Annotated in this window: 25 protein-coding genes; 8 read left to right on the top strand and 17 right to left on the bottom strand. The window is 67.6% G+C overall.

Annotation, left to right across the window (positions count from 1 at the left end):
- Positions 1 to 73 precede the first annotated feature (73 nt).
- Positions 74 to 2,149: a neutral/alkaline ceramidase gene (locus ACIA76_RS05465; RefSeq protein WP_397148767.1), complete on the top strand. Its 2,076-nt coding sequence runs from the start codon at positions 74 to 76 to the stop codon at positions 2,147 to 2,149.
- Here the strand turns inward: ACIA76_RS05465 and ACIA76_RS05460 are convergent.
- The 4 genes from ACIA76_RS05460 to ACIA76_RS05445 form a co-directional block, all read right to left on the bottom strand.
- Positions 2,136 to 2,912, bottom strand: a complete 777-nt coding sequence (locus ACIA76_RS05460) for an alpha/beta fold hydrolase (protein WP_397148765.1) — start codon at positions 2,910 to 2,912, stop codon at positions 2,136 to 2,138. The genes ACIA76_RS05465 and ACIA76_RS05460 overlap by 14 nt on opposite strands.
- A gap of 120 nt (positions 2,913 to 3,032) precedes the next feature.
- Positions 3,033 to 3,467 (bottom strand): hypothetical protein, encoded by a 435-nt coding sequence (locus ACIA76_RS05455; protein WP_397148763.1) that lies wholly within the window; start codon positions 3,465 to 3,467, stop codon positions 3,033 to 3,035.
- Positions 3,468 to 3,718: 251 nt separating this feature from the next.
- The gene (locus ACIA76_RS05450) at positions 3,719 to 3,874 is read right to left on the bottom strand and encodes a DUF6131 family protein (RefSeq protein ID WP_397148761.1); all 156 of its coding nucleotides are present in this window, start codon (positions 3,872 to 3,874) and stop codon (positions 3,719 to 3,721) included.
- 17 nt (positions 3,875 to 3,891) lie between these two features.
- On the bottom strand, positions 3,892 to 4,311 hold the full coding sequence (locus ACIA76_RS05445; protein WP_397148759.1) for a hypothetical protein: 420 nt from the start codon (positions 4,309 to 4,311) through the stop codon (positions 3,892 to 3,894).
- A gap of 160 nt (positions 4,312 to 4,471) precedes the next feature.
- On the opposite strand from ACIA76_RS05445, the gene ACIA76_RS05440 reads away from it, so the two are divergent.
- Positions 4,472 to 4,951 carry a nitroreductase family deazaflavin-dependent oxidoreductase gene (locus ACIA76_RS05440; protein WP_397148757.1) on the top strand — a complete coding sequence of 160 codons (480 nt, stop codon included), beginning with the start codon at positions 4,472 to 4,474 and terminating at the stop codon, positions 4,949 to 4,951.
- Here the strand turns inward: ACIA76_RS05440 and ACIA76_RS05435 are convergent.
- Positions 4,938 to 5,603, bottom strand: coding sequence for a helix-turn-helix domain-containing protein (locus ACIA76_RS05435; protein ID WP_397148755.1), 666 nt, complete (start codon positions 5,601 to 5,603; stop codon positions 4,938 to 4,940). The two genes, ACIA76_RS05440 and ACIA76_RS05435, sit on opposite strands and share 14 nt — an antisense overlap.
- Before the next feature lie 90 nt (positions 5,604 to 5,693).
- On the opposite strand from ACIA76_RS05435, the gene ACIA76_RS05430 reads away from it, so the two are divergent.
- Positions 5,694 to 6,107, top strand: coding sequence for a nitroreductase/quinone reductase family protein (locus ACIA76_RS05430; protein ID WP_397148752.1), 414 nt, complete (start codon positions 5,694 to 5,696; stop codon positions 6,105 to 6,107).
- Positions 6,108 to 6,193: 86 nt separating this feature from the next.
- Here ACIA76_RS05430 and ACIA76_RS05425 read toward each other — a convergent pair whose 3' ends face one another.
- Positions 6,194 to 7,168 (bottom strand): DoxX family protein, encoded by a 975-nt coding sequence (locus ACIA76_RS05425; protein WP_397148750.1) that lies wholly within the window; start codon positions 7,166 to 7,168, stop codon positions 6,194 to 6,196.
- A 79-nt stretch (positions 7,169 to 7,247) separates the two neighbouring features.
- Complete coding sequence (locus tag ACIA76_RS05420) at positions 7,248 to 7,730, bottom strand: universal stress protein (RefSeq protein WP_397148748.1); 483 nt, start codon at positions 7,728 to 7,730, stop codon at positions 7,248 to 7,250.
- Between the two features lie 30 nt (positions 7,731 to 7,760).
- Between ACIA76_RS05420 and ACIA76_RS05415 the strand changes: the two genes are divergently transcribed.
- A complete protein-coding gene (locus ACIA76_RS05415; RefSeq protein WP_397148746.1) occupies positions 7,761 to 8,267 on the top strand; it encodes a gluconokinase in 507 nt (168 codons plus the stop codon).
- Here ACIA76_RS05415 and ACIA76_RS05410 read toward each other — a convergent pair.
- The 3 genes from ACIA76_RS05410 to ACIA76_RS05400 form a co-directional block, all read right to left on the bottom strand.
- Positions 8,255 to 9,148 (bottom strand): dienelactone hydrolase family protein, encoded by an 894-nt coding sequence (locus ACIA76_RS05410; RefSeq protein WP_397148744.1) that lies wholly within the window; start codon positions 9,146 to 9,148, stop codon positions 8,255 to 8,257. The genes ACIA76_RS05415 and ACIA76_RS05410 overlap by 13 nt on opposite strands.
- 78 nt (positions 9,149 to 9,226) lie before the next feature.
- Positions 9,227 to 9,646: a MarR family winged helix-turn-helix transcriptional regulator gene (locus ACIA76_RS05405; protein ID WP_397148742.1), complete on the bottom strand. Its 420-nt coding sequence runs from the start codon at positions 9,644 to 9,646 to the stop codon at positions 9,227 to 9,229.
- Positions 9,636 to 11,012 carry an MFS transporter gene (locus tag ACIA76_RS05400; RefSeq protein WP_397148740.1) on the bottom strand — a complete coding sequence of 459 codons (1,377 nt, stop codon included), beginning with the start codon at positions 11,010 to 11,012 and terminating at the stop codon, positions 9,636 to 9,638. The genes ACIA76_RS05405 and ACIA76_RS05400 overlap by 11 nt, the downstream gene beginning before the upstream one ends.
- Before the next feature lie 148 nt (positions 11,013 to 11,160).
- Between ACIA76_RS05400 and ACIA76_RS05395 the strand changes: the two genes are divergently transcribed.
- Positions 11,161 to 12,588 (top strand): amino acid permease, encoded by a 1,428-nt coding sequence (locus ACIA76_RS05395; RefSeq protein WP_397148738.1) that lies wholly within the window; start codon positions 11,161 to 11,163, stop codon positions 12,586 to 12,588.
- A gap of 115 nt (positions 12,589 to 12,703) precedes the next feature.
- Here the strand turns inward: ACIA76_RS05395 and ACIA76_RS05390 are convergent, their stop codons facing one another.
- From ACIA76_RS05390 to ACIA76_RS05380, 3 genes are read right to left on the bottom strand one after another with little or no spacing between them, the layout of a single operon-like run.
- Complete coding sequence (locus ACIA76_RS05390) at positions 12,704 to 13,696, bottom strand: LLM class flavin-dependent oxidoreductase (protein WP_397148736.1); 993 nt, start codon at positions 13,694 to 13,696, stop codon at positions 12,704 to 12,706.
- A gap of 49 nt (positions 13,697 to 13,745) precedes the next feature.
- The gene (locus tag ACIA76_RS05385) at positions 13,746 to 14,102 is read right to left on the bottom strand and encodes a hypothetical protein (protein WP_397148734.1); all 357 of its coding nucleotides are present in this window, start codon (positions 14,100 to 14,102) and stop codon (positions 13,746 to 13,748) included.
- Between the two features lie 13 nt (positions 14,103 to 14,115).
- Complete coding sequence (locus tag ACIA76_RS05380; RefSeq protein ID WP_397148731.1) at positions 14,116 to 16,116, bottom strand: APC family permease; 2,001 nt, start codon at positions 16,114 to 16,116, stop codon at positions 14,116 to 14,118.
- Positions 16,117 to 16,365: 249 nt separating this feature from the next.
- Here ACIA76_RS05380 and ACIA76_RS05375 point away from each other — a divergent pair, with 249 nt between their 5' ends.
- On the top strand, positions 16,366 to 17,253 hold the full coding sequence (locus ACIA76_RS05375) for a class I SAM-dependent methyltransferase (protein WP_397149414.1): 888 nt from the start codon (positions 16,366 to 16,368) through the stop codon (positions 17,251 to 17,253).
- On the opposite strand, the gene ACIA76_RS05370 is transcribed toward ACIA76_RS05375, so the two are convergent.
- The 3 genes from ACIA76_RS05370 to ACIA76_RS05360 form a co-directional block, all read right to left on the bottom strand.
- The gene (locus ACIA76_RS05370; RefSeq protein ID WP_397148729.1) at positions 17,250 to 17,873 is read right to left on the bottom strand and encodes a hypothetical protein; all 624 of its coding nucleotides are present in this window, start codon (positions 17,871 to 17,873) and stop codon (positions 17,250 to 17,252) included. The two genes, ACIA76_RS05375 and ACIA76_RS05370, sit on opposite strands and share 4 nt — an antisense overlap.
- A gap of 463 nt (positions 17,874 to 18,336) precedes the next feature.
- Positions 18,337 to 18,618 carry a hypothetical protein gene (locus tag ACIA76_RS05365; protein ID WP_397149412.1) on the bottom strand — a complete coding sequence of 94 codons (282 nt, stop codon included), beginning with the start codon at positions 18,616 to 18,618 and terminating at the stop codon, positions 18,337 to 18,339.
- Between the two features lie 110 nt (positions 18,619 to 18,728).
- Positions 18,729 to 18,926, bottom strand: coding sequence for a hypothetical protein (locus ACIA76_RS05360; RefSeq protein WP_397148727.1), 198 nt, complete (start codon positions 18,924 to 18,926; stop codon positions 18,729 to 18,731).
- 450 nt (positions 18,927 to 19,376) lie between these two features.
- Here ACIA76_RS05360 and ACIA76_RS05355 point away from each other — a divergent pair, with 450 nt between their 5' ends.
- Both ACIA76_RS05355 and ACIA76_RS05350 read left to right on the top strand, forming a co-directional pair.
- Positions 19,377 to 19,610 carry a DUF397 domain-containing protein gene (locus ACIA76_RS05355; protein WP_397148725.1) on the top strand — a complete coding sequence of 78 codons (234 nt, stop codon included), beginning with the start codon at positions 19,377 to 19,379 and terminating at the stop codon, positions 19,608 to 19,610.
- Between the two features lie 91 nt (positions 19,611 to 19,701).
- Positions 19,702 to 20,592, top strand: coding sequence for a helix-turn-helix domain-containing protein (locus tag ACIA76_RS05350; RefSeq protein WP_397148723.1), 891 nt, complete (start codon positions 19,702 to 19,704; stop codon positions 20,590 to 20,592).
- Between the two features lie 132 nt (positions 20,593 to 20,724).
- Here ACIA76_RS05350 and ACIA76_RS05345 read toward each other — a convergent pair whose 3' ends face one another.
- The gene (locus tag ACIA76_RS05345) at positions 20,725 to 20,976 is read right to left on the bottom strand and encodes a hypothetical protein (RefSeq protein ID WP_397148721.1); all 252 of its coding nucleotides are present in this window, start codon (positions 20,974 to 20,976) and stop codon (positions 20,725 to 20,727) included.
- Positions 20,977 to 21,216: the final 240 nt, after the last annotated feature.

The following is a 21,216-nucleotide window of genomic DNA, read 5'->3' as shown; positions in this document are numbered from 1 at the left end:
GACGTATGACCAGTACGCTTCCCCGAATCAGGTATTCGCAGCGACGTGACGTCCCGGAACCTTAGGAGCAAACGTGGCGGTCTCCAGGCGATCGATGCTGACCGGCACCGCGGGCGCGATGCTGGCGGTCGGTGCGAGCGGGCCCGCGGTGGCGGGCGCCCGGCCCGGCGATCCGGCCCGCCGCGCCGCCGACGGCCAGGACTATCTGATCGGCTGCGGTATCGCCGACGCCACCGGCGCGATCGCGGGCCAGGGCATGATGGGCTACTCCGAATTGGATCAGGTGGCCACCGGCCTGCTGATGCGCTGCTGGGCGCGCGCGTATGTGATCGTCGACCGGGCCACCGGCGACCGGATCGCCTTCGTGACCGCCGATATCGCCTGCCTGTTCCAATCGGTACATCTGGCTGTGCTGGCGCGGCTGGCACAGCGCTTCGGCGATCTGTACACCGAGCGCAACGTGAATATCAACGCCACCCACAATCACAACTCGTGTGGCGGCACCGCCCGTGAATACGCGTACTCCCTGGCCGCGTACGGATTTCAGCAGAATTCGCATGAGGCCGAGGTGAACGGCATCGTGGCCGCGATCGTCGCCGCGCACGAACGGTTGGCGCCGGGCACCCTGTTGCTCGGGCGCGGCGAACTGCACGATGCCTCGGCCAACCGCTCCCGGGTCGCCTTCGATCTCAATCCCGCCGAGGACAAGGCCGAATTCCCCGACGCCATCGATCCGGCGGTCACGGTGCTGCGGCTGCGCCAGGGCGGGCGCGATATCGGCGCGATCACCTGGTTCGCGACCCACGGCACCTCCCTCACCGATCGCAATACCCTCATCTCCGCCGATAACAAGGGCTATGCGAGCTACCGCTGGGAGCACGACGAGATGGGCGTGCGCTATCTGGACGGTCCGGCGGGCTTCGTGGCCGCCTTCGCCCAGACCAATCCGGGCGACATCACGCCGAATCTGAACGTCATCCCGTGGCATCCGACCGGACCGACCGAGGACAACCGGGTCAACTGTGCCCTCATCGGCGAACGCCAATATCAGGCCGGGCGTGCGGCATTCGCGGCCGCGCGACCGATGTCGGGCAGCGGGGTCGACGCGGCGCTGCGCTATGTGAACATGGGCGACACCGCCATCGACGGCGACTACACCCCCGACGGCAAACCCGCGCGCACCACCCCGGCCATGATGGGCGCCTCGGCCGCGGCCACGAGTTCGGAGGACAACTGGAACACCCAGCTGCCGTTCCTGTACGAGGGTCAGCAGAATCCCTTGGTGATCGCCCTGGGCGGGGTGAACGCCCCCGTCGAGCAGTGGATGCGAGATGTGCAGGCGCCCAAGCTGATCGTGGCACCGTTGGGGATCCTGCCGCCGCGGCCCTGGGCGCCACTGGTGCTGCCGATCCAGATCCTGCGCGTCGGTGAACTGGTATTGGCTTGTGGCCCAGCGGAATACACGATCGTATCCGGGTTGCGGATCCGGCGGGTGGTGGCGCGGGCGCTCGGGGTGCCGGTCGAGAACGTGCTCATGCAGGGCTATGCCAACGGCTACAGCGGCTATGTCACGACGCCCGAGGAGTACGTGTCGCAGCAATACGAGGGCGGGGAGACGCTGTTCGGCCGGTGGACGCTGTCGGCCTATATGCAGGAATTCGACCGGCTCGCACGGGCCGTGGCGGCGCGCATCGATCCGGGCCGCGGTCCGGCCCCGCTGGATTGGACGAGCGGGCCGCAGCCGAATCTGCTGCCGCCGGTGCCGCCGGATGTGCCCGTCGGCGGGCACGGTTTCGGCGATGTGGTCGACGGGCCCGCACCGGGTTATCCGACCGGTGCGACGGTGTCGGTCACCTTCGCCGGCGCCCATCCGAACAACGACTTCCACACCGGCGGAACGTATTTCGAGGTGCAGCGCGACGATGGGTCCGGTTGGCGGCGAGTGTTCGACGATAACGACTGGTGCACCGAATTGCACTGGTCGCGACCGGACGGCCAGCCCGCCGCCTCGCTGATCCGCATCGACTGGACCATCCCGCCGGACGCCGAATCAGGCCGCTACCGCATCGAATACACCGGCGACGGCCGCGATCCGGCGGGCGCGGTGACCCGCTTCGGCGGCACGTCCGCCGAATTCACCGTGGGCTGAGTTCTGCGCGTGCGGTGGTATCCAGGATGGCCCGCACCACCCGGCGCGGCGAATCCAACATCGGCACATGTCCGGCGCCGGTGAGGATCTCGAATCGCGCCTGCGGCACGCGTTCGCGCGCGATCGTGGCATTGATCGAGACGGGGAGCAGATGATCGCGTTCGGCCCAGGCGAGGGTGACCGGGCAGGGCAGCGGGTCCAGCGGGGCGATCTGCTCGGTGCCGGGCAGGTAATCGTCGAGGATATCGCAGGCGAGCAGGTCGTCGGTGATGGCCAGGATTCGGCGTGGGCCGACCCGCTCGCCGCGCTCGGCCACATCCCGCAGCGCGAATCGGCGAATGGTCGCCGAGCGCAGGCCGATCGGGGCCACGGGGCGGGTGAGCCGGGTCAGCACGGCCATGCGCCGGATGATCGGCGCGGCGACGGTGTGGCCGTGGCCGCCGGCGGTCCAGAAACCGGCGGGGGTCAGGGCGCAGACGCTACGCGCGCGCCCGCGCCGGGCCAGTTCGAGGGCGACCCAGCCGCCGAGCGAGTTCCCGGCGAAATGCGCCGTCTCCCAGCCTCGTTCGTCCATGCGCCGCTCGATATCGGTGGCCAGCGCGTCGATTCCGGCCGGATGCCGTGTCACCCGTGGTCCGCCGCGATGGCCGAGCATGGTCGCCGCGAACACCACATGGTGGCGCGACAGGGCGGGGACGACATCGTCCCAGGCGAGCGCGGACATGCCGAGGCCGTGTAGCAGGACGAGCGGAGTGGTGGTCATGGTCTCGCTTCCTCCGGAGTGCCGACGTGCGGGCAGCATCCCATGTCCCGCCGTCCGGCGCGCGGTCCACTTGTCCCGGCCGCGGCCGATCCCGTTGCCGAAGTACGGATTCGATCTCGGCTAGCCGCGGCGCAGTGACCAGACCTGCGCGGCGATCCTGGCCAGGAGGCGGGTGGCCGGATCGCCGACGGCGTGGCCGTTGGCCAGCGGGCCGGTGTAGCAGACCGCCAGTGCGTACGGCGGCGCGTCGGTGGGGGTGATCAGGGCGACGCCGTGGCGCAGCCGCAGCGACCAACCGTCGGCGCCCGCGACCCGGGTTCCGGCGGGCATGCCGACGGCCAGATCGCCGACGGCGTTGTGCGCCAGGGCATTCAGATCGTCGGTGGGCAAAGTGAGTATCCGGTGTGCGAGTTCGGAGGCGGTGACGCGCGGGGCGCCCATATGCCCGCACTGCTCCAGCTGGCAGATGAGATGGGTGCGATCGTCGTGAGGGACATCGGCATTGATCGCGTAGAACGGGTCTTGGCCGGGCCGGATCGCGCAGATCGACAGCATGGCACCAGGGTAGCCGTAACATTCCGGCAATATTGACGAAACGGAAAGGATACAAATGATATATCTTACCGACGCCCTTGACAGGACTGCCCCCGGTCCTACTGTCTTTCCGATCGCGAGGGCGCGGGCCATTCTGAATCCGCGACCCTGATAGGCGCGCCCGGCCGCGTGGAGGGGACCGGGCGAGCACGGCAAGGCCCCCGGGCGGCAGCGCCACCCGGGGGCCGGTTTGTCGAAACCGATTGCGCCGGTTAGTAATACCAGCGTCGCCCGCCGACGGGGCGCCCGACGGCACCCAGCAGGACGAGGGCCGCTCCGATGACGGCCAGGATGATGCCGATCGTGGTGAGGATCGAGATGCCGAGCAGGTAGCCGGCGACGATGAGCACGATGCCCAGGATGATCATGATGCGCTCCGTGGATATCAGGACTGCGGCGCGGTGCCGCGGGGCGGCCGTTCACCGGCCGGGCGGCGCAGGAACGGATTTCGCGACCACATCGGCTGCGGCCGGGGCTCGACCGGCTGTCCGGCGGGTGGGGTATTCGCGAGATCGGCTCGCGTGGCGGATATTTCGCGTCGCGACTGGCGTAGCTCGCGGCGGATCTCCGCATGCCGGCGCGCGGAGGAGAACGCGCCGGTCAGTAGCAGCGCCAGACCGAACATGCCGACGGCGCCGACCGCGATGCCCGCGTCGAACAGTTCGCCCTGCGAGGGGGTGAAATGCTGGTTGAAGACGGTGAAGTCGCTCGACAGCAGGTGGGCGCCGCCGGTATTCGCCACAACGGCGGCGACGCCGACCACCACCGCGGCGATCACAACGATCAACCCGATGAGTACGATCATGACAATTCCAATTCCCGAAACGTTGTTGGACGTTATGCCCAGGCAATGCCCGCCGCCGTGGAGGTCAAACCAGGGTGTGTTCGCGGCCGCGGGCGCAATGTGAGCAAATCGTGCGGCGTCCGGACACCGTGACGAAACGCTGTGCCGTTACGGTGGATTCGTGCCGAGGAATCCCTTGCCCGCAGTAGGCCGGGCCATAGCGCGCCGCCCACTGGTCATGCGGGCCGCGCCCGCGATCGCTCGGTTCGAGCGCCTGGTCCGCCGGATCACCCGGGGTCGCCGCGGCGTCCTCGACCTGGCCGGTCTCCCCTCGATCGAGCTGACCGTCACGGGCCGCAAATCCGGTCTGCCGCGCACGGTATCGCTGCTCTACGTCCCCGACGGCCCCGGCACCTATTTCCTGGTCGGCTCGAACTGGGGCCGACCCGGCCATCCGGTCTGGTCGGCCAATCTCAACGCCGCCGATCATGCCGAAATCCACAGCGGCGGTGAGCGTTTCAAGGTTCGGGTGCGCCGCCTGGCGGGCGCGGACCGCGCGGCGGCGTGGGAGCGGGCGGTGGCCTACTGGCCCGGTTATGCGATGGAGGCCCGCCTGGCGCGGCCCCGTGAGTTCCGGTTGTACGAACTCACCCGGATCTGAGGCCCAGCATCGGGACCAGATGCGCGCGGGCGAATCGGCGGGCCTGTTCGGCGGTGTCGAGCGGGACGGCCGTATGTCCGGTGAGGACGAACGACAGCGTGATCCGGACGTGTAGTTCGGCGACGGTGCGCAGCCGCTCGAGTCGGTCGTCGTCGATAGCGTTGTCACCGTGCAGTTCTCGCCGCCAGATGCCCACGATGAATTCGCGGGCGAGGTCGACCAGCGGGCCGGCGTCGAGGGTCAGGGCGGGCAGGACGGCGTCGGGTTCGGTTTCCAGCAATCGGCGCAGCAGGCGGTGCTCGCGCAGGAATTCCACGGTGTAGGCGGTGCTTTCGACGATGCGCTCGGCGACGTCGGTCAGTGCGCGGACCGCGGCGGTGCTCCCGGCGAGATAGGTGCGGACCTCGTTGAGTACGACGGCGTCGGTGAGGTCCTTCTTGGTCGGGAACCGCCGATAGACGGTGGCGCGGCCGAGCCGGGCGCGCCGGGCGACATCGTCGACGGTGGACCGCCGCCAGCCCGCGGTCGCGATCTGCTCGGCGGCCGCGGCGAGGATGCGCTCGGTGATCTCGTCGGCCGTATCGAGCCGCCGGATCAGCTCCGCATCGGGAGCCATCATCGTCGCGAATGCGTGCACCACGGTGTCGGCCACGAACCTCCCTTGTCGACACGGGAACCGTACCCTAGCATCGAGACAAAGATACCCGATTTGTCTCGCAAGTCTTCGCCCCGGAGGTGCGCAATGCCCGATCGAATCGAGATCAAGCGGAAGGTAGTGGGGCTGGGGCAGCGGTATGTCGTCAATCCGATCGCGCGGCGGCTACCGATCCAGACCCTGGTGGAAACGACGGGGCGCAAGAGCGGGCTGCCGCGGCGGACCCCGCTCGGCGGCCGCCGGATCGGCGATGCGTTCTGGTTCGTCTCCGAATACGGCGAACGATCGGACTACATCCGCAACATCATGGCCAACCCACGGATTCGGGTCCGGCTCCGCGGCCGTTGGTATCCCGGCGTGGCGCATCTGGTCCCGTCCGACGATGCCCGGCGGCGGCTGCGGGAATTGCCCCGGTTCAACAGCACCGGCGTCCTGGTGGTCGGTGGTGACCTGCTCACGGTTCGGGTGGACCTCGATCCCGGTCCCGGGACACTCGCTTGAACAGGTCGTGAAGGTATTGCCGGACAGTGCCTTTCGACGTGACTCGGCCGCGCCGCCGGATGATGCGCGGGCGCGGCCGGATCGGGTCAGCGGCGGAAGCGGGACTGGGCGCGCTCGGCCAGATCCTCACCCCGGGATTGGGCGCGCTCGGCCAGTTCCGCGCCGCGATGCTGAGCCCGGTCGGCCAGTTCCGCCCAGTGCGCGGCACGCTGTTTCGCGGCCTCGGCGACATCGGGGCCGCGGTCCTGGGCCCGTTCCACCAGGTGCGCGGCACGTTGTTTGGCGGCTTCGGCGAATTCGGGGCCGCGGTCTTGGGCGAGTTCGATGAGATGTGCGCCGCGTTGTTTGGCGGCTTCGGCGAATTCGGGGCCGCGGTCTTGGGCGAGTTCGATGAGGTGCGCGCCGCGTTGTTTGGCGGCCTCGGCGAATTCCGGACCGCGGTCCTGGGCGATGTCGACCAGATGCGCGCCGCGCTGTTTGACCGATTCGGCCCAGTCGGGGCCGCGGTCCTGCACGGTCTCGACCAGTTCTCGGCCGCGAACGGCCTGTTGCGCCAGGCGATCTCGCAGCGTATCGCTTCCGGCGGCGCCGAACGGAAGTGCGGCGGCGGCGCGGCGGGCGGCCCGGCGGCCGCGCCAACCCAGCGACGGTTTGCCCTCGGTATCGGCCGCGGCGATCATCAGCCCGCCCAGCAGGCCGAGATCCTTCAGGAACGCCACCCGTTTCGCATCGCGGCGGGCCGGATCCTGCTCATTCCAGAAGTCCTGTTCGGTGACGGTCGCGGGGACGACCGTGGCGGCGAGCACCAGCGCCGACAGTCGCGGCGCGCGGCCCAGCGCCAACAGCACACCCGCCCCGACCTGGGCGGCGGCATTGATGCGGACCACCTTGCCGGGATCGGAGGGGAGTCTCGCGGCCATCTGCCCGGGCAGCTTCTGCTCTCCCTGCGTGACCAACGCGGATGCGGCCTTCGCGCGCGGCTCGGGATGCATCAACGTATCCACCCCGTCCACGACGAAGGCGGTGGCCAGCAGCGGGCGGGCCAGGCGGCGGATCAACATGACAAGAACCCTTTCGTCGATGGCTGTTTCGGCGAGTTCCCGCAGTTGTGCGCACCAAACGCGGACGTGCCCGCCCTTTTCAGGGAACGACGGTCACCGGCCAGCGTCCGGCCTTGACCAACCGTACCGCCACCGACCCGATGAGCCGGTGAGCCGTCTTCTCCGACGCGCCGACCACGACGCCGTCGGCCTTGAGTTCGTCGGCCGCCTCGGACAATCCGAGGTAGGGGTCGCCGCGGCGGGTCAGGAACTTCCATCGGGTGGAGTAGACGTCCTTGACGCGTTCGGCGTGATCATGGATCTCGCGGGCCAGATCCTCGGCCATCTCCTGGGTCACGCCCTGCACATCCGCGCCGTAGGCGCCGGCCATCACCATGTACGGCTGGACGTAAACGATTGCCAGCAGGGCGTTCTGGCGGCGGGCGAGTCCGGCCGCATAGGCCGCGGCCCGCCATGAGGAGTCGGATCCGTCGACGCCCACCATGATCACGCGCGGCCCATCGGTGCCCAGTTCGAAGCCCGACCCGCTCGGTGCCCACTTCGGGGTAATCTCCTCGGTCACGCTGACGAGCGTAGAGCTTAGGGTCGTGGGATGGGTGAACGTATGCGACCGATCGTGGTGATGGGTGTGGCCGGGGCAGGGAAGACGACGATCGCGGTGCGACTGGCCGAGGCGCTCGGTGTGGCATATGCGGAGGGGGACGATTTCCATCCCGCCGCGAATGTCGCCAAGATGTCCGCCGGAATCCCCCTGGACGACGCCGATCGCGCGCCGTGGCTGGACATCATCGCCGACTGGCTCGTCGCCCATCGCGACGGCGTGGTCAGCTGTTCGGCGCTCAAGCGCCGCTATCGCGATCGGTTGCGCGCGGCCTCCCCGGAGCTGTTCCTGGTCTATCCCGCGGTGCCGCCCGCCGAGCTGGAACGCCGATTGACCACGCGCGCAGGGCATTTCATGCGCGCGGACATGCTCGCCTCGCAGCTGGCGGATCTGGAGCCCCCGGCTGACGACGAGGCGGGGCTCACCGGGGACGGCACCGGGGACGTCGAGACCATGATCGAGCAGATCCGCGCGGCGCTGGCGGCTCAGCCCAGATAGCGTCCGTACCAATCGGTGACGCGCCGCCACGCCTGCGCGGCGGCCGCCGGATGGTAGCGCGGGCCGGTGTCGTTGAAGAAGGCGTGATCGGCGCCGTCGGCGACGAAGGTCTCGTGCGGGACGCCCGCCTGGGCCAGGGCCTGTTCGGCCTGCGGGCGGCTGGCGTCCACGCGGGTGTCGAGCGCGCCGTAGATCGCCAGCACCGCGACCTGCGTATGGATCTCGCCACCGGCGAACGGACCGTAAAACGGTGTGGCGGCCGCCAATTGGGGCGTCCCGGAGGTCAGCATCAGCCACGTCAAGCCGCCGCCGAAGCAGAATCCCGTGGCGCCCAGCTTGTTTCCCGGCACCCGCTGCGCCAGCTCGGCCACCCCCGCCTGCAGATCGGCCACGAATCGGTCCTGCGGGGTCTTGCTCAGTGCCGCGGTGGCGGCGGCCGGATCGATGAAGGCCGCGGTGCCGCCCTCCTCCGACAGCAGATCCACCGCCAGCGCCGAATACCCGATCCCGGCGAATCGGCCGGTGACCGAACGGATGAACGGCGTCAGCCCGGTGTTCTCGTGGATGACCAGCACCCCGCCGCGCGGGTGTGGCGCCTGCGCCCAGGCGCCCTGCAGCGTGCGCCCGTCCGGCCCGGAGAAGGTGATCGATGTCGACGGCAGCGCCCCGGCCGCACCCGGTGGCGTCGAATTCGCCGCGGCGCGACCGGTGGTGGCGGGGGAGACGGTCTTATCGCTGGAACAGGCCGCCAACAGCGCGGCGGCCGCGCCCGCGCCGAGGCCGAGCAGGCCGAGGCGGCGCAGCGCCTCGCGCCGGCTGAGCAGTCCCTCGGCGTGATCGGTGGCGATCTCCTCGACGATGTAGCGCTGCAGCGGCGTCATGGGCCATACCCTAATTCCGCCGTCGGTCCGCGTCGTGGGGAAACGCCAAGCTCGAGATCCGCTGTGAGGACGGTGATTCTAATGCTCCAGCTTGCGCAGCAGCCCGCTCAGATCGCGTAATTCGTTGGGGGACAACGCCGTCAGCTCCTCGGGCGCGGGATCCGGGGTGGTCTTGGCATGCGCGACCATCGCGCGCCCGGCGTCGGTGATCGAGACCAGTTTGGACCGCCGGTCGGTGGGATCGGTCTGGCGAATCACCAGGCCCCGTTCCTCGAGATCGTTGACGTTGACGGTGGTGGCGGGTGCGTCCATGGTCGCGGCCCGGGCCAGTTGCGTGATGGTCATCGGGCCCGCGCACAGCCGGCGCAATACGCGAAAGCGGCTGAACGGCAAGCCCGTTCGCTCGACGACCGCCCGCTTCCAGATATCGCGGGTGTCCATCACGATATGGGTGAGCAGCTGCCAGACCTCGTCGGGCGTGGGGGAGTCATCCGGCATGGGCGGGCACCTTCTGTTCGAGCAACGGGGCGACCCGGTCGCGGCTGCGGGCGGCCCACCGGGTATTGGCCATGACGCCCAGGACGGTGATGCCCATCGCCAGCGCGGCCAGCACCCACCATAGGCTCGCGCCCGTCAGCAGCCCGCACAGCGCCACCCCGATACTCACACCCACCTGCCGGCTGGTGGAGGCCACGGCCGCCGCGGCGCCCGCGCGGTCCAGCGGCATCCCGCTGACCGCCGCGGTGGTGATCGGCGCGTTGACCATGCCGAAGCCGATACCGAAGGTGGCGAACATGATCACCAGCTGCCAGATCGGCGTATCGGCCCGCAGTGTGGTCAGCATGATCGCGGCCGCGGCCATCAGCACGCCCGCACCCAGCAGTGAGGGCCGGGTGCCGTGGCGGCCCACCAACCGGCCCGATAGCGGCGAGAAGATCAGCACGCCCAGCGCCATCGGCAGATACAGCAGGCCGGTGTGCACGGCCGAATAGTGCCGCGTCTCTTGCAGATACAGCGAGGCGCTGAACAGGAACGCACCCAGTCCGGCGAAGGCGCAGACCGCGGTCACCGTGGCCGAGGCGAACGGCACGCTGCGGAAGAACCGCAGATCGATGAACGGTGACCGATGCCGCGCCTCGTGGTAGACGAATCCGGCCAGCGCCACCGCCGTCAGCGTGAAGATCACGGGCCGGTGTTCGATCAGCCCGAAGACGAAGGTGAACATGATCGCGATCGCCAGCACCTGGCCCACCGGATCGATGCCGCGTGGCGTGGCGGACTTCGACTCCGGAACGAACAGCGTGGTGAGCACGAACGCCACCGCGCAGATCGGCAGATTGATCCAGAACACCGACTGCCAGCCCAGCACATCGATCAATCCGCCGCCGACCATCGGGCCCAGGGCGGTGGAGACGCCGACCACCGCGCCCCACACCCCGACCGCGCGGGCGCGCTCGACCTTGCCGGTGAAAACCGTGGTGATGATCGACATCGCCACCGGATTGAGCATCGATCCGCCCACGGCTTGCAGCAATCGCGCACCGATCAGGATGTCGACGCTCGGTGCGAGGCTGCACAGCAGCGAGCCGAGCGCGAAGACGGCCAGTCCGATCCGGAACATCCGCCGGCGGCCGAACCGATCGGCCGCGGCGCCCGAGAGCATCAGCAGGCTGGCCAGGGTGAGGGTGTAGACGTCGACGATCCACTGCAGCCGCGGCAGCGGCGCGTCCATCTGCGATCGGATGGTCGGGATCGCGACGTTGACGATCGTCGCGTCCATCGACGAGATCAGCAGACTCAGACAGCACGTCACGAGCACGATCGTCTTGCGACGCGCGGTCAGCCCCTCGATAGTTGTAAGCACACAAAGATTGTGAAACCACAACTATTCACCTGGCAACCCCCTGTGTGAGAGGTCACCGCCGCATTCATCGAGATCGGTTGCTTCCGAACAGAAGTCCTCTTACCGGTTCGAAACACCGGGTAACAATCCACCCGGTACCGTGCCGTGCATGACCACAGACCGCACAGCGGAGGCGCTCGGCGCGCCGGATCCCACCGCAACCGGTGAAGAAGAAGGCTATAAGCGCGGCCTCACTCCCCGAACCATCCAGATGATCGCCATCGGTGGCGCGATCGGCACCGGCCTGTTCTACGGCGCCGGCGGCGCGATCGAGAAGGCCGGACCCGCACTGATCCTGTGCTATCTCGTCGCCGGACTCGCGATCTTCGTGATCATGCGGGCGCTGGGCGAGCTGCTGACCTATCGACCGGTCTCGGGCAGCTTCGCCGAATACGCTCACGAATTCCTCGGCCGCTTCGCCGGATTCGCGACCGGCTGGACCTACTGGGCGGTGTGGGTGGCCACCTGCATGGCCGAGATCACCGTGGCGGGCAAGTATGTGAAGTACTGGTTCGCGGTCCCGGAATGGGTGACCGCCCTGGTGGTGCTCGCGGTGCTGTTCGCGGCGAACCTGATCTCGGTGAAGGTGTTCGGTGAGGGCGAGTTCTGGTTCTCCGCGATCAAGGTGACCGCCATCGTGGCGATGATCTTGATCGGGATCGGCGTGTTGACCATCGGTTTCGGCCATGCGGCCAATCCGACGGTGACCAATCTGTGGGCCGATGGCGGGGTGTTCCCGCACGGTTTCGGCCAATCGCTGCTGGCGTTGCAGATCGTCGTCTTCGCCTATGTCGGTGTGGAATTGGTCGGCGTGACCGCGGGGGAGGCGGCCGAGCCGCGCAAGACCCTGCGCAAGGCGATCAATACGCTGCCGTTCCGCATCGGCTTGTTCTACATCGGCGCGCTCATCGTGATCATGTCGGTGGCGAGCTGGCGCGACTTCCACGCCGGGCGCAGCCCGTTCGTGGAGGTGTTCGCCCAGATCGGAATTCCCGGCGCGGCCGGACTGATCAACTTCGTGCTGCTGACCGCGGCGCTGTCGTCGTGCAACTCCGGCATCTACTCCACCGGTCGCATGCTGCGCAGCCTCGCGCTGCGCCAAGAGGCCCCGGTCGCGCTCGGCGGGCTGAGCCGCCGCCAGGTGCCCTATACGGGCATCGTGGTGTCGGCGGCGGCGATGGTGATCGGCGTGATCGTGAACGTGGTCTCGCCGGACAAGGCGTTCAACTACATCACCTCGGTGAGCACCATGGGCATCATCTTCGTCTGGGGCATGATCCTGGTCTGCCACCTGCTCTACCGGATCAAGGTGCGCCGCGGCGAGCTTCCGGCCACCGATTACCGGCTGCCGGGCGCGCCCGTGACCACGGTGCTGGCCCTGGCCTTCCTGGGCCTGGTGGTCGTGCTGCTGTTCTTCACCGACGACGGGCGCACCGCGCTGATCGTCGGCGTGGTGTGGGCCGTCTTGGTGTGTGCCGGTTATCCATTGATCAACCGGCTCAGCCACCCCGGCGAAAAGCATGCCGGGGCCCGCTGAGGGAAAGGCATGCCGGGGCCCGCTGAGGGAAAGGCATGCTGGGGCCCGCTGAGGGAAAGGCATGCCGGGGCCCGTTAAGGGAAAAGCATGCCGGGGCCCGCTAGGGTCGCGGAACTCAGGCCGCGACCTTCTCCATGATCAGTTCGAGTGAACGCACCCGGTCATCGATGTCGTAGATGCGAGTGTTGAGCATGATCTCGTCGGCCTCGGTGCGGCGCAGCAGATCGTCCAGCTGCCGCCGTACCGTGGCCGGGGAGCCCAGCAGCTGATCCTTGCGGCGGTCCGCGACGAACTGCCGTTCCTGTTCGGTGCTCGGGAAGTTCACGGTCTGCTCGGGTGTGGGCAGCGCGGTGCGCCGCCCGAGCCGCAGATTCAGGAAGGCCAATTCACTCGGCCGGGCCAGCAGATCGGCCTGCTCATCGGTATCGGCGCAGACCGCCGAGACCGCGACCATGGCATGCGGACGTTCGAGTCGCGGTGTGGGCCTGAAGTTCTCGCGATACAACCCCAGCGCCGCCTCGGTGTTCTCGGAGCTGAAGTGATGGGCGAAGGCGAAGCGCAGTCCGAGCAGCGCGGCCAGCTGGGCGCTGAATCCGCTCGATCCGAGCAACCAGATCTCCGGAGTCTCCCCGATGCCGGGGACGGCCACGATTCCGTCGGCGCTGTCACCGTCGAAGTAGCGCATCAGCGCCATCAGCTCCTGCGGAAACGAATCCGCCGACAGGCCCTCGGTGGTCCGGCGCAGTGCGAGCGCGGTGGCCTGATCGGTGCCGGGCGCGCGCCCGATGCCCAGATCCACCCGATCCGGATGCAGCGCGTGCAGCGTGCCGAACTGCTCGGCCACCACCAGCGGCGCGTGATTGGGCAGCATCACCCCGCCCGATCCGATGCGGATCGTCGACGTGGCCGCGGCCAGATGGGCCAGCAGCACCGCCGGGGCCGAGCTGGCGATCCCGGGCATGTTGTGATGCTCGGCCACCCAGAAACGGGTATAGCCGAGCCGTTCGGCGTTCCGGGCCGATTCGGTCGTCGCACGCAATCCCTCGCCCACGGTATTCCCGAATTGGACCGGCGCCAGGTCGAGTACGGACAGGGGGACATCGATCATCAGGCACCTCCAGGGCCTGCAACATCGCAGTCATCGGATGAATTCCCCCTCATTCGGTCACGACACCGGACCCGATCGCGAGATAGGCCAGCGTGACCGTGAGCAGGAACCACCCTGCCCCCTGCCAGATCGGCCAGGCCCGATGCCGCCGCCACACCAGGTACGTCGCCACGAACGCCCCGAGGGTCCCGGCCAGCAACACCAGCGCAGGACCGCCGAGAATCGTTGCCTGCGAGGCGGTATCGCAGAACGTCCGCCCGGTGTGCGCACACGGCTCGCGCCGCTGCGCCCACTCGTCGATCACCGCGAACACCAGCGCCGCGCCGGCCAGTACACAGATCGAATACGTCACGGCCCGGCGGAACAGACCAGGATCGTGCCAGCTCTTCTCGACATCGTCGACCATCTCGATCACCTCCTCAATGGGGACGTGTCGCGATTCCCCGTCTGATCTCGCCCGGGCTGTGCTCCACGCGCTCCGGCGCGCGCGACCGCGAGGATCGCAGCTGATACGGCACGCTGATCACCATCACATTCGGCACGAACAGCAGCCGTGCCTTCAGGCGCAGCGAACTCTGGTTGTGCAGCAGATTCTCCCACCACCGGCCCACCACGTATTCGGGAATGTAGACCGCGACCACATCGCGCGGGCGCGATCGGCGCGCCCGCTTGATGTATTCGATGATCGGCCGGGTGATCTCGCGATACGGCGATTCGATCACCTTGAGCGGGATCGCCACCCGCGCGTCCTCCCACTCCTGGGTCAGGCGGCGGGTGTCGGCCTCGTCGACGTTGACGGTGATCGCGGTGAGCGTATCCGGGCGCGTGGCGCGGGCGAATTGGACGGCCCGGCGGGTCGCCTTATGCCAGCCCGAGACCAGCACGATCGCGTGCACCCGGCCCGGCAGTGTCTCGAAGTCCTCGTCGTCGACGGTGAGTTCGGCCCGCACCGACGCGTAGTGCCGGTGGATGCCGTACATGAGCAGGACCAGCAGCGGAATGGCGACCACCACCAGATAGGCGCCGTGGGTGAACTTGGTGATCATGACGACGATCAGCACCACCCCGGTGAAACATGAGCCGAAGGCGTTGATGAACCGGGCGCGATGGATCCGCGCCCGCGCCAATCCGCCTGTGCTGGTGCGCAATTCGCGATTCCAGTGCCGTACCATCCCGGCCTGGCAGAGCGTGAAGGAGGTGAAGACGCCGACGATGTAGAGCTGGATGAGCCGGGAGGTCGAGCCGTCGAAGGCGTAGATCAGCCCGCCCGCGACCAGCGCCAGCAGCAGGATGCCGTTGGAGAAGGCCAGCCGATCGCCCCGGGTATGCAGCTGGCGCGGCATATAACGCCGTTGCGCCAGAATCGAATTCAGCAGCGGGAAGCCGTTGTAGGCGGTGTTGGCCGCCAGCACGAGGATCAGCGCCGTGGTGACCATGAGGTAGTAGAACGCGAGGCTGTGGCCGCCGAAGACGGCCGCCGCGATCTGGGCGATCACGGTCTTCTGGGCGCCGGCGCGGCAGTCGCCGGGAAAGCCGATCAGATCGCAGGGGTTCTCCACGACCCGGGTATGCGAGATCATGGCCAGCGCCGTCACCCCGGCGAACATGCCGATCGCCAGTACGCCCATCGCGGTCATGGTGCGGGCGGCGTTGAGCGCCTTGGGTTTCCGGAACGCCGGGACGCCGTTGGAGATCGCCTCCGCGCCGGTGAGCGCGGTGCATCCGGAGGAGAACGCCCGCAGCAGCAGAAACGCCACGCCCGCGGAGGACAGCCCGACCTGTTCGGGACGGATCTCGTAGTGCGCGCTCTCGGCGACCGGGGCGTGCCCCAGCATCGTCTGCGTGAGCCCGACCGCCGTCATCGTCAGCACGCCCACGACGAAGCCGTAGGTGGGGATCGCGAAGGTTCGCCCGGATTCGCGCACGCCACGCAGATTCATCGCGGTGAGGAAGGCGATCATGCCCAGGTCGACCGCGACCCGATAGGGATTGAGAGCGGGAATCGCGGAGATGATGTTGTCCACACCCGAGGCCACCGATACCGCCACGGTCATGACGTAATCCACCATCAGCGCCGCCGCCACCACGAGCCCGGCCGTGGGGCCCAGATTCTCCGCGACCACCTCATAGGATCCGCCGCCGGACGGATAGGCCTGCACCACCTGCCGATACGACAGCACCACCACGGCCAGCAGCACCATCACCGCCGCGGCGACCCACCAGCTCAGCCGCAGATATGCCACCCCGGCGAGGGTCAGGATGAGCAGGATCTCCTGGGTGGCGTAGGCGACCGAGGACAGCGGATCGCTGGCGAAGATCGGCAGGGCGATGCGCTTGGACAGCAAGGTCTCACCGAGTCGATCGCTGCGAAACGGTCGCCCGAGGACCAGGCGTTTTGCCACGTCGATCGGTGAAACCACAAGTCGAACTCTAGGACGGTCCGGTGGTGTGGCCGAGGTTGTTAAGGGTAGCTAACCGTAAAGGTTTCGGCCCCCGCGCTCGGGCGCGGCGCGACGGCCGGGGTCGCCGTCGCGTGCCGATGCGGGAAATCCGCGAAAGCGGTTGTTCGCGAGGAGGATTCGTGCACCGGACGCGACACGGCAGGCGGAAGTCGGCGACATGCCGACGGCCCGGTGCGGTGGTTCGGAATGGCACGTACGTTGGCGACCATGCGTAGCGAGGGTGACAGCTGGGATATCAACACCAGTGTCGGGTCCACGGCGTTATTCGTCGCCGTGGCCCGCGTGCTGGCCGGTCGCGAGGAGGCGCCGCTGGCCGTCGATCCGTTCGCCGAGGTCTTCGCGCGTGCCGCGGGACCGGAGTGGACCGATGTGCTCGATGGCAAGGCCACCGGCCATCCGCTGCTCGACCCCGATTTCGGCGCGGCCTTCCGCGCCTTCATCGGGTCGCGCACCAAGTACTTCGACGCCTACTTCGCCGATGCGGTCGCCGCCGGGGTGCGGCAGATCGTCCTGCTGGCGGCCGGTCTCGACGCGCGCGCCTACCGCCTGCCCTGGCCCGACGGCACGGTCGTCTACGAACTCGATCGGCCGCAGGTCCTGGAATTCAAGCGGCGGACGCTGGCCGATCACGGCGACAAACCCCGCGCCGAGCGTCGCGAGGTCGCGGTGGATCTGCGCGAGGAGTGGCCGAAGGCGTTGCGCGAGCACGGTTTCGATCCGGCCGCGCCGACCGCATGGCTGATCGAGGGCCTGCTGCCCTATCTGCCCGCCGAGGCGACCGACCAGTTGTTCGACAACCTCGAGCGGTCCAGCGCACCCGGCAGCCGGGTCGCGATCGAGCAGATGGCTCCGCTGCCCGAACCGATCCGCGCCGCCCAGCCCGATCCCATCCGCTCCGGCTGGGTGGAGTTGGTCTACAACGAGCAGCGCCCCGATGTGGTCGACTGGTTCACCGCGCGCGGCTGGCGGGCCGAGGGCATCACCCTGCCCGAGTATCTGGCCTCGGTCGGCCGGGGACAGGTCATGAGCGGCGAGTCCGCGAAACTGGTTCCGGGCCTGGTGAGCCTGGCGACCGCGATCCGTCCCGGAGGCTAGTTCCCATTCGGAAAGCCGACGCTCGCCAAGGCCGTGGTCCAGTCCGCAGCGATGGCGATCTGCGCATCGGTCAGCGCGACCTTATCCGAGCAGACCAGTGCGTGCAGCTGCCGCTGCACGGTGTCCTTCGGACTGGCCGGACCCGGCTCGACCCATAGATTGCGCGGATCGTTGGGGTCGCCGCCGAGTTCGATCGGGATCAGATGGTCGTATTCGGCATCGTCGAGCGGCCCGTTGTAGCCGTAGGCGCGGGCGTCGGCATCCTCTTCCGGATCGGTGATCTCGGCGGGCGGGCGCACCGAGGCGGCATAGTCGTCGCGGCAGATGGTGTCGACGACGTTGTCGGCGCGCACCGCCGGATCGACCGCGCCCGGCGTGCAGTTCGGATCCGGCAGCGCCTGCCAATTCGAGGCGTTCAGATAATGACAGCTGCCGGGCGCGGGCTGCTGCTGCACGGTATGGGCGTCCGCGGCACCCGGCCCGACCGGCATATCGGAATACTGCTGGGTAGCCGGTGGCTGCCGGGCCAGTTGTGCGACCGGTCTCGGGGCCTGATGCGAGCATCCGGCAACCATCAACGACACGGCTAGCGAAATCACAACGGTCTGGCGGGTATTCATGATGCTCTCGGACCGACCTTTCTCCGACCCAATTCTGCGTCATCGGGGCCCGTCGCGTGCGATACGCGAAACCTATCCACCCGAGAACCGTTGGGTAGGAGTCCGTCATGGCCGGTTCCTCACTCCCCGAGATGCTTTCCGGCCCGCCGCTGACCGCCGTGGACCGGCTCTACGCCGATCCGCTGGCCAGGAATTCGTCGACGTCGCCGACGCGGCGTATCTCGGTCCCTCCACGCTGCGAGCGCATCGTGTGCCCGCGGATCTGCGCGAGGAGTCGTCGACGGTGCTGCGCGACCACGGTTTTCGGCCCGATGTGCCGACGAAATGGGTCGATTTCGTGGTCATCTTCCTGCCACGTGACGAAGCGCGCCGCAGTATCGGCACCGTCTCCGAGCTGTCGGCGCGGAGGAGCCGCCAGGGATTTCCGGTGCTGGGTGGCGACAGTCTCCGGTGCGCGATCGGCTCAGCTCCCGATGACCGAATTCATGATCGTGCCCGCGCTGGTGATCAACACCCCGCCGATCAGCGCCCCCGCCACCATCTTCGGCGACTCCATCCGCCCGCCGCTCCACTTCTCCCAGGCGAATCGGCCGCCCGCGTACATGATCCCGGTGGTGCCGGACAGCAGCATGAACCAGGTGAAGTAGTGCACCAGCTTCATGAGTTTGTCCGCCACCGGGGGTGTTTCCGGGGTGGGGTTCTGAATCTGGGCGAGGAAGAGTTCGTGGGCGACGGTCAGGATCATGGTGGTTCGCTTCGCGTTGCCGGTGGTGCGTCCACCATCCATGGTAGGAGCCCGAGTGACGCGACAGTGATGTGGGCGGGCGCGTATGCGAGTCCCGGTGGTACAGGGGACTATTCGTCGTCCAGGCCCGCTGACAGATAGGCCGCGGCGGCGACCCATTGCCGGCAGCCGAAGTGCCGATCGTGTGTGCGCATGATGGCGCGCGCGCCGCGATAGGTGAGCTCGCGAGGTTCGACGGAGCAGTCACCGACCGAGTCGGTGCCACCGACGGAATCGCATGTACCGGAATGCTGGAGCATCTGAGTCATGGGACGCCTCTTACCGTTCGCGGTGGATAACGGTGGCGACGCTGGCTCGGGGCTTCCATCGGATCCGGCGCTTGTCCGGCCATCCTCGTCGAGAAAAGCTTAGGCCGCTGCACAGTGCAGATGCAAGCACATCTGCACCGTGCAAATGCGTGTTGCGTTTGTTGTGCCCGAACCGCTCCGGGTTCTCGAAGGCGGACTCCGGATAGGGACCCGCAACCGCCTATTCAAGACTGGTCGTCCGGTATTCACCTCCATCCGGAAGGATGACGGATCAAGATTGAATCCGTTGTGTCCCAGCTGGTTCCGCCCGGATCAAAGGGTCGATCTTCGGCAACTCGCGTGCTATCGTTTGGGATGTCGGTTTCAAATGCAAGAACAGTTGCGCGAACATATGCAAGCACTGGCTCACCTCGATGAGCGGTGGGCCCTCCGATCGAGCAGGAGACAGCAATGACCGATATGACAGCTATGGGTTTCGAGCGGCCGTCCGGCTTGGCGTGGCGCAAGAGCACGTTCAGCAATCCCAGCGGGAACTGTGTCGAAGTGGCCGATATGCCCAACGGACTGGTCGCCATGCGCAATTCGCGCGACCCCGAGGGCGCGGTGCTCGTCTACACCCGTCCGGAGATCGACGCATTTCTGCGCGGCGCGAAGAGTGGGGAGTTCGACGATCTGGCAGTGTGAGCGGTAGCATTAGCTTCCGGCGCGGTGTGGTTCGCGACGAGGCGGTTGTGACCCTCACTGCCGGTGGTCGTCGAGCATCGGAGTTGACCTCATGATCGCAGAACCTGTCCCTCTTGGCCGCGCGGAATCGCTTGTCGCCGAACGCGGTCCGACCGCGTTGCGGATCGCGGTCGGCGGACAGCTCCGCAAACTGCGAGAAGAGTGCGGAATCACGCGTGAGGCCGCGGGTGATCACATCCGCGGCTCGCACGCCAAGATCAGTCGTCTCGAACTCGGTCGAACCGGCTTCAAGGAACGCGACATTCGGGATCTGCTGACGCTCTACCACGTCAGCGACCCTGAACAACGCGAGATGTTCCTGGATCTGGTTCGTAAGGCGAACCAACCGGGGTGGTGGCATCGCTACAGCGACCTGCTGCCGCCCTGGTTCGAGACCTATCTCGGACTCGAGCACGCCGCCAAGTCGATTCGCAGTTTCGAGGGGCAGCTCGTCCCCGGACTGCTGCAGACCGACGACTACGCGCGGGCCGTGGTGGCGCTGGGCCATGAGAACTCCGAAACGGCGCGCCGGGTCGAATTGCGCAGGAAGCGGCAGGAAATCCTCGGGCGACGCGGCGGCCCGACGCTGTGGGCGGTGATCGACGAGGCGGTGTTGCACCGGCCCGTCGGCGGTAACGAGGTATTGCGCGCGCAGATCCTGCATCTGCTGGAGATGGCGGGCCGGGGGAATATCACCATTCAGGTGTTGCCGTATGCGGCGGGTGGGCATGCGGCCGCGGGCAGTTCGTTCACCATGCTGCGCTTCGCGGAACCGGAACTCCCCGACATCGTCTACATCGAACAGCTGACCAGTGCGCTGTATCTGGATCGCCAGCAGGATCTGGAGCTGTACCGCCAGGTGATGGATCGCCTCAGTGTGCAGGCCGAACCGCCCGAGCGGTCGCGAAAGATACTGGAGATAGTGGCGGCCGAGCTGCTGTAGGCCGGCGCGCTCCGCCGTGATGGCAATCGACGATCTCTGCCAGGACGGCACGAGCGGCCGTCGGCTTCTGGCCGATGGCCGCTCGCGCTGATGTCAGCTGGTACCGCTGGTATTACTCGGTGGTACTGCGTGTTACTGCTTGATACAGCTGGATGCGATGCGCCAGAACGCCTCAGGTTGCATCGCGTGAAGATCCCAATCGTTGACCATCGCGTGTGCGGTGGTGACGATTCGGTCGATATCGAAATCGTCACGTGATGCCGCGCCGGTGGACTCGACCGCGTCTATCACGAAACGTGTTGCGGTTTCCCGCGAATAGCTGTGCTGCTCGGTCCGGTTTCTGTCCATAATTCCGAGTCGGCCGAGGTCCATTGGCTGGTTCATGCGAACGCCCCTGACGCCAGGCCGAGAGCTAACCGATGGCGAAATGTGGCCCTGGGTTAACCCTGCGGCTCCCTGGTAGTCCCCTGTACTGCCTTGACAGTGAGAGTTTAGGTCCGTGCAAGGAGCAGATGCAAGTACATCTGCAACTTCTAATATCCCGTCGCAGAGGACATTTGGGGTGCTGGGCGGTTGCTATGCAACATCAGAATAACCCAAGGATACGGGGTCCGGATCGATGCG

This window comes from Nocardia sp. NPDC051570, from assembly GCF_044454005.1.
GTDB lineage: Bacteria > Actinomycetota > Actinomycetes > Mycobacteriales > Mycobacteriaceae > Nocardia.
This window is presented reverse-complemented; position numbering and strand designations above follow the sequence as displayed.

Coding starts and splice junctions, on each gene's coding strand:
- ACIA76_RS05460 (WP_397148765.1), bottom strand. CDS start 2,912: ATGACCACCACTCCGCTCGTCCTGCTACACGGCCTCGGCATGTCCGCG.
- ACIA76_RS05455 (WP_397148763.1), bottom strand. CDS start 3,467: ATGCTGTCGATCTGCGCGATCCGGCCCGGCCAAGACCCGTTCTACGCG.
- ACIA76_RS05450 (WP_397148761.1), bottom strand. CDS start 3,874: ATGATCATCCTGGGCATCGTGCTCATCGTCGCCGGCTACCTGCTCGGC.
- ACIA76_RS05445 (WP_397148759.1), bottom strand. CDS start 4,311: ATGATCGTACTCATCGGGTTGATCGTTGTGATCGCCGCGGTGGTGGTC.
- ACIA76_RS05430 (WP_397148752.1), top strand. CDS start 5,694: ATGCCCGATCGAATCGAGATCAAGCGGAAGGTAGTGGGGCTGGGGCAG.
- ACIA76_RS05425 (WP_397148750.1), bottom strand. CDS start 7,168: ATGTTGATCCGCCGCCTGGCCCGCCCGCTGCTGGCCACCGCCTTCGTC.
- ACIA76_RS05415 (WP_397148746.1), top strand. CDS start 7,761: ATGGGTGAACGTATGCGACCGATCGTGGTGATGGGTGTGGCCGGGGCA.
- ACIA76_RS05410 (WP_397148744.1), bottom strand. CDS start 9,148: ATGACGCCGCTGCAGCGCTACATCGTCGAGGAGATCGCCACCGATCAC.
- ACIA76_RS05405 (WP_397148742.1), bottom strand. CDS start 9,646: ATGCCGGATGACTCCCCCACGCCCGACGAGGTCTGGCAGCTGCTCACC.
- ACIA76_RS05395 (WP_397148738.1), top strand. CDS start 11,161: ATGACCACAGACCGCACAGCGGAGGCGCTCGGCGCGCCGGATCCCACC.
- ACIA76_RS05390 (WP_397148736.1), bottom strand. CDS start 13,696: ATGATCGATGTCCCCCTGTCCGTACTCGACCTGGCGCCGGTCCAATTC.
- ACIA76_RS05385 (WP_397148734.1), bottom strand. CDS start 14,102: ATGGTCGACGATGTCGAGAAGAGCTGGCACGATCCTGGTCTGTTCCGC.
- ACIA76_RS05375 (WP_397149414.1), top strand. CDS start 16,366: ATGCGTAGCGAGGGTGACAGCTGGGATATCAACACCAGTGTCGGGTCC.
- ACIA76_RS05370 (WP_397148729.1), bottom strand. CDS start 17,873: ATGAATACCCGCCAGACCGTTGTGATTTCGCTAGCCGTGTCGTTGATG.
- ACIA76_RS05365 (WP_397149412.1), bottom strand. CDS start 18,618: ATGATCCTGACCGTCGCCCACGAACTCTTCCTCGCCCAGATTCAGAAC.
- ACIA76_RS05360 (WP_397148727.1), bottom strand. CDS start 18,926: ATGACTCAGATGCTCCAGCATTCCGGTACATGCGATTCCGTCGGTGGC.
- ACIA76_RS05355 (WP_397148725.1), top strand. CDS start 19,377: ATGACCGATATGACAGCTATGGGTTTCGAGCGGCCGTCCGGCTTGGCG.
- ACIA76_RS05350 (WP_397148723.1), top strand. CDS start 19,702: ATGATCGCAGAACCTGTCCCTCTTGGCCGCGCGGAATCGCTTGTCGCC.
- ACIA76_RS05345 (WP_397148721.1), bottom strand. CDS start 20,976: ATGAACCAGCCAATGGACCTCGGCCGACTCGGAATTATGGACAGAAAC.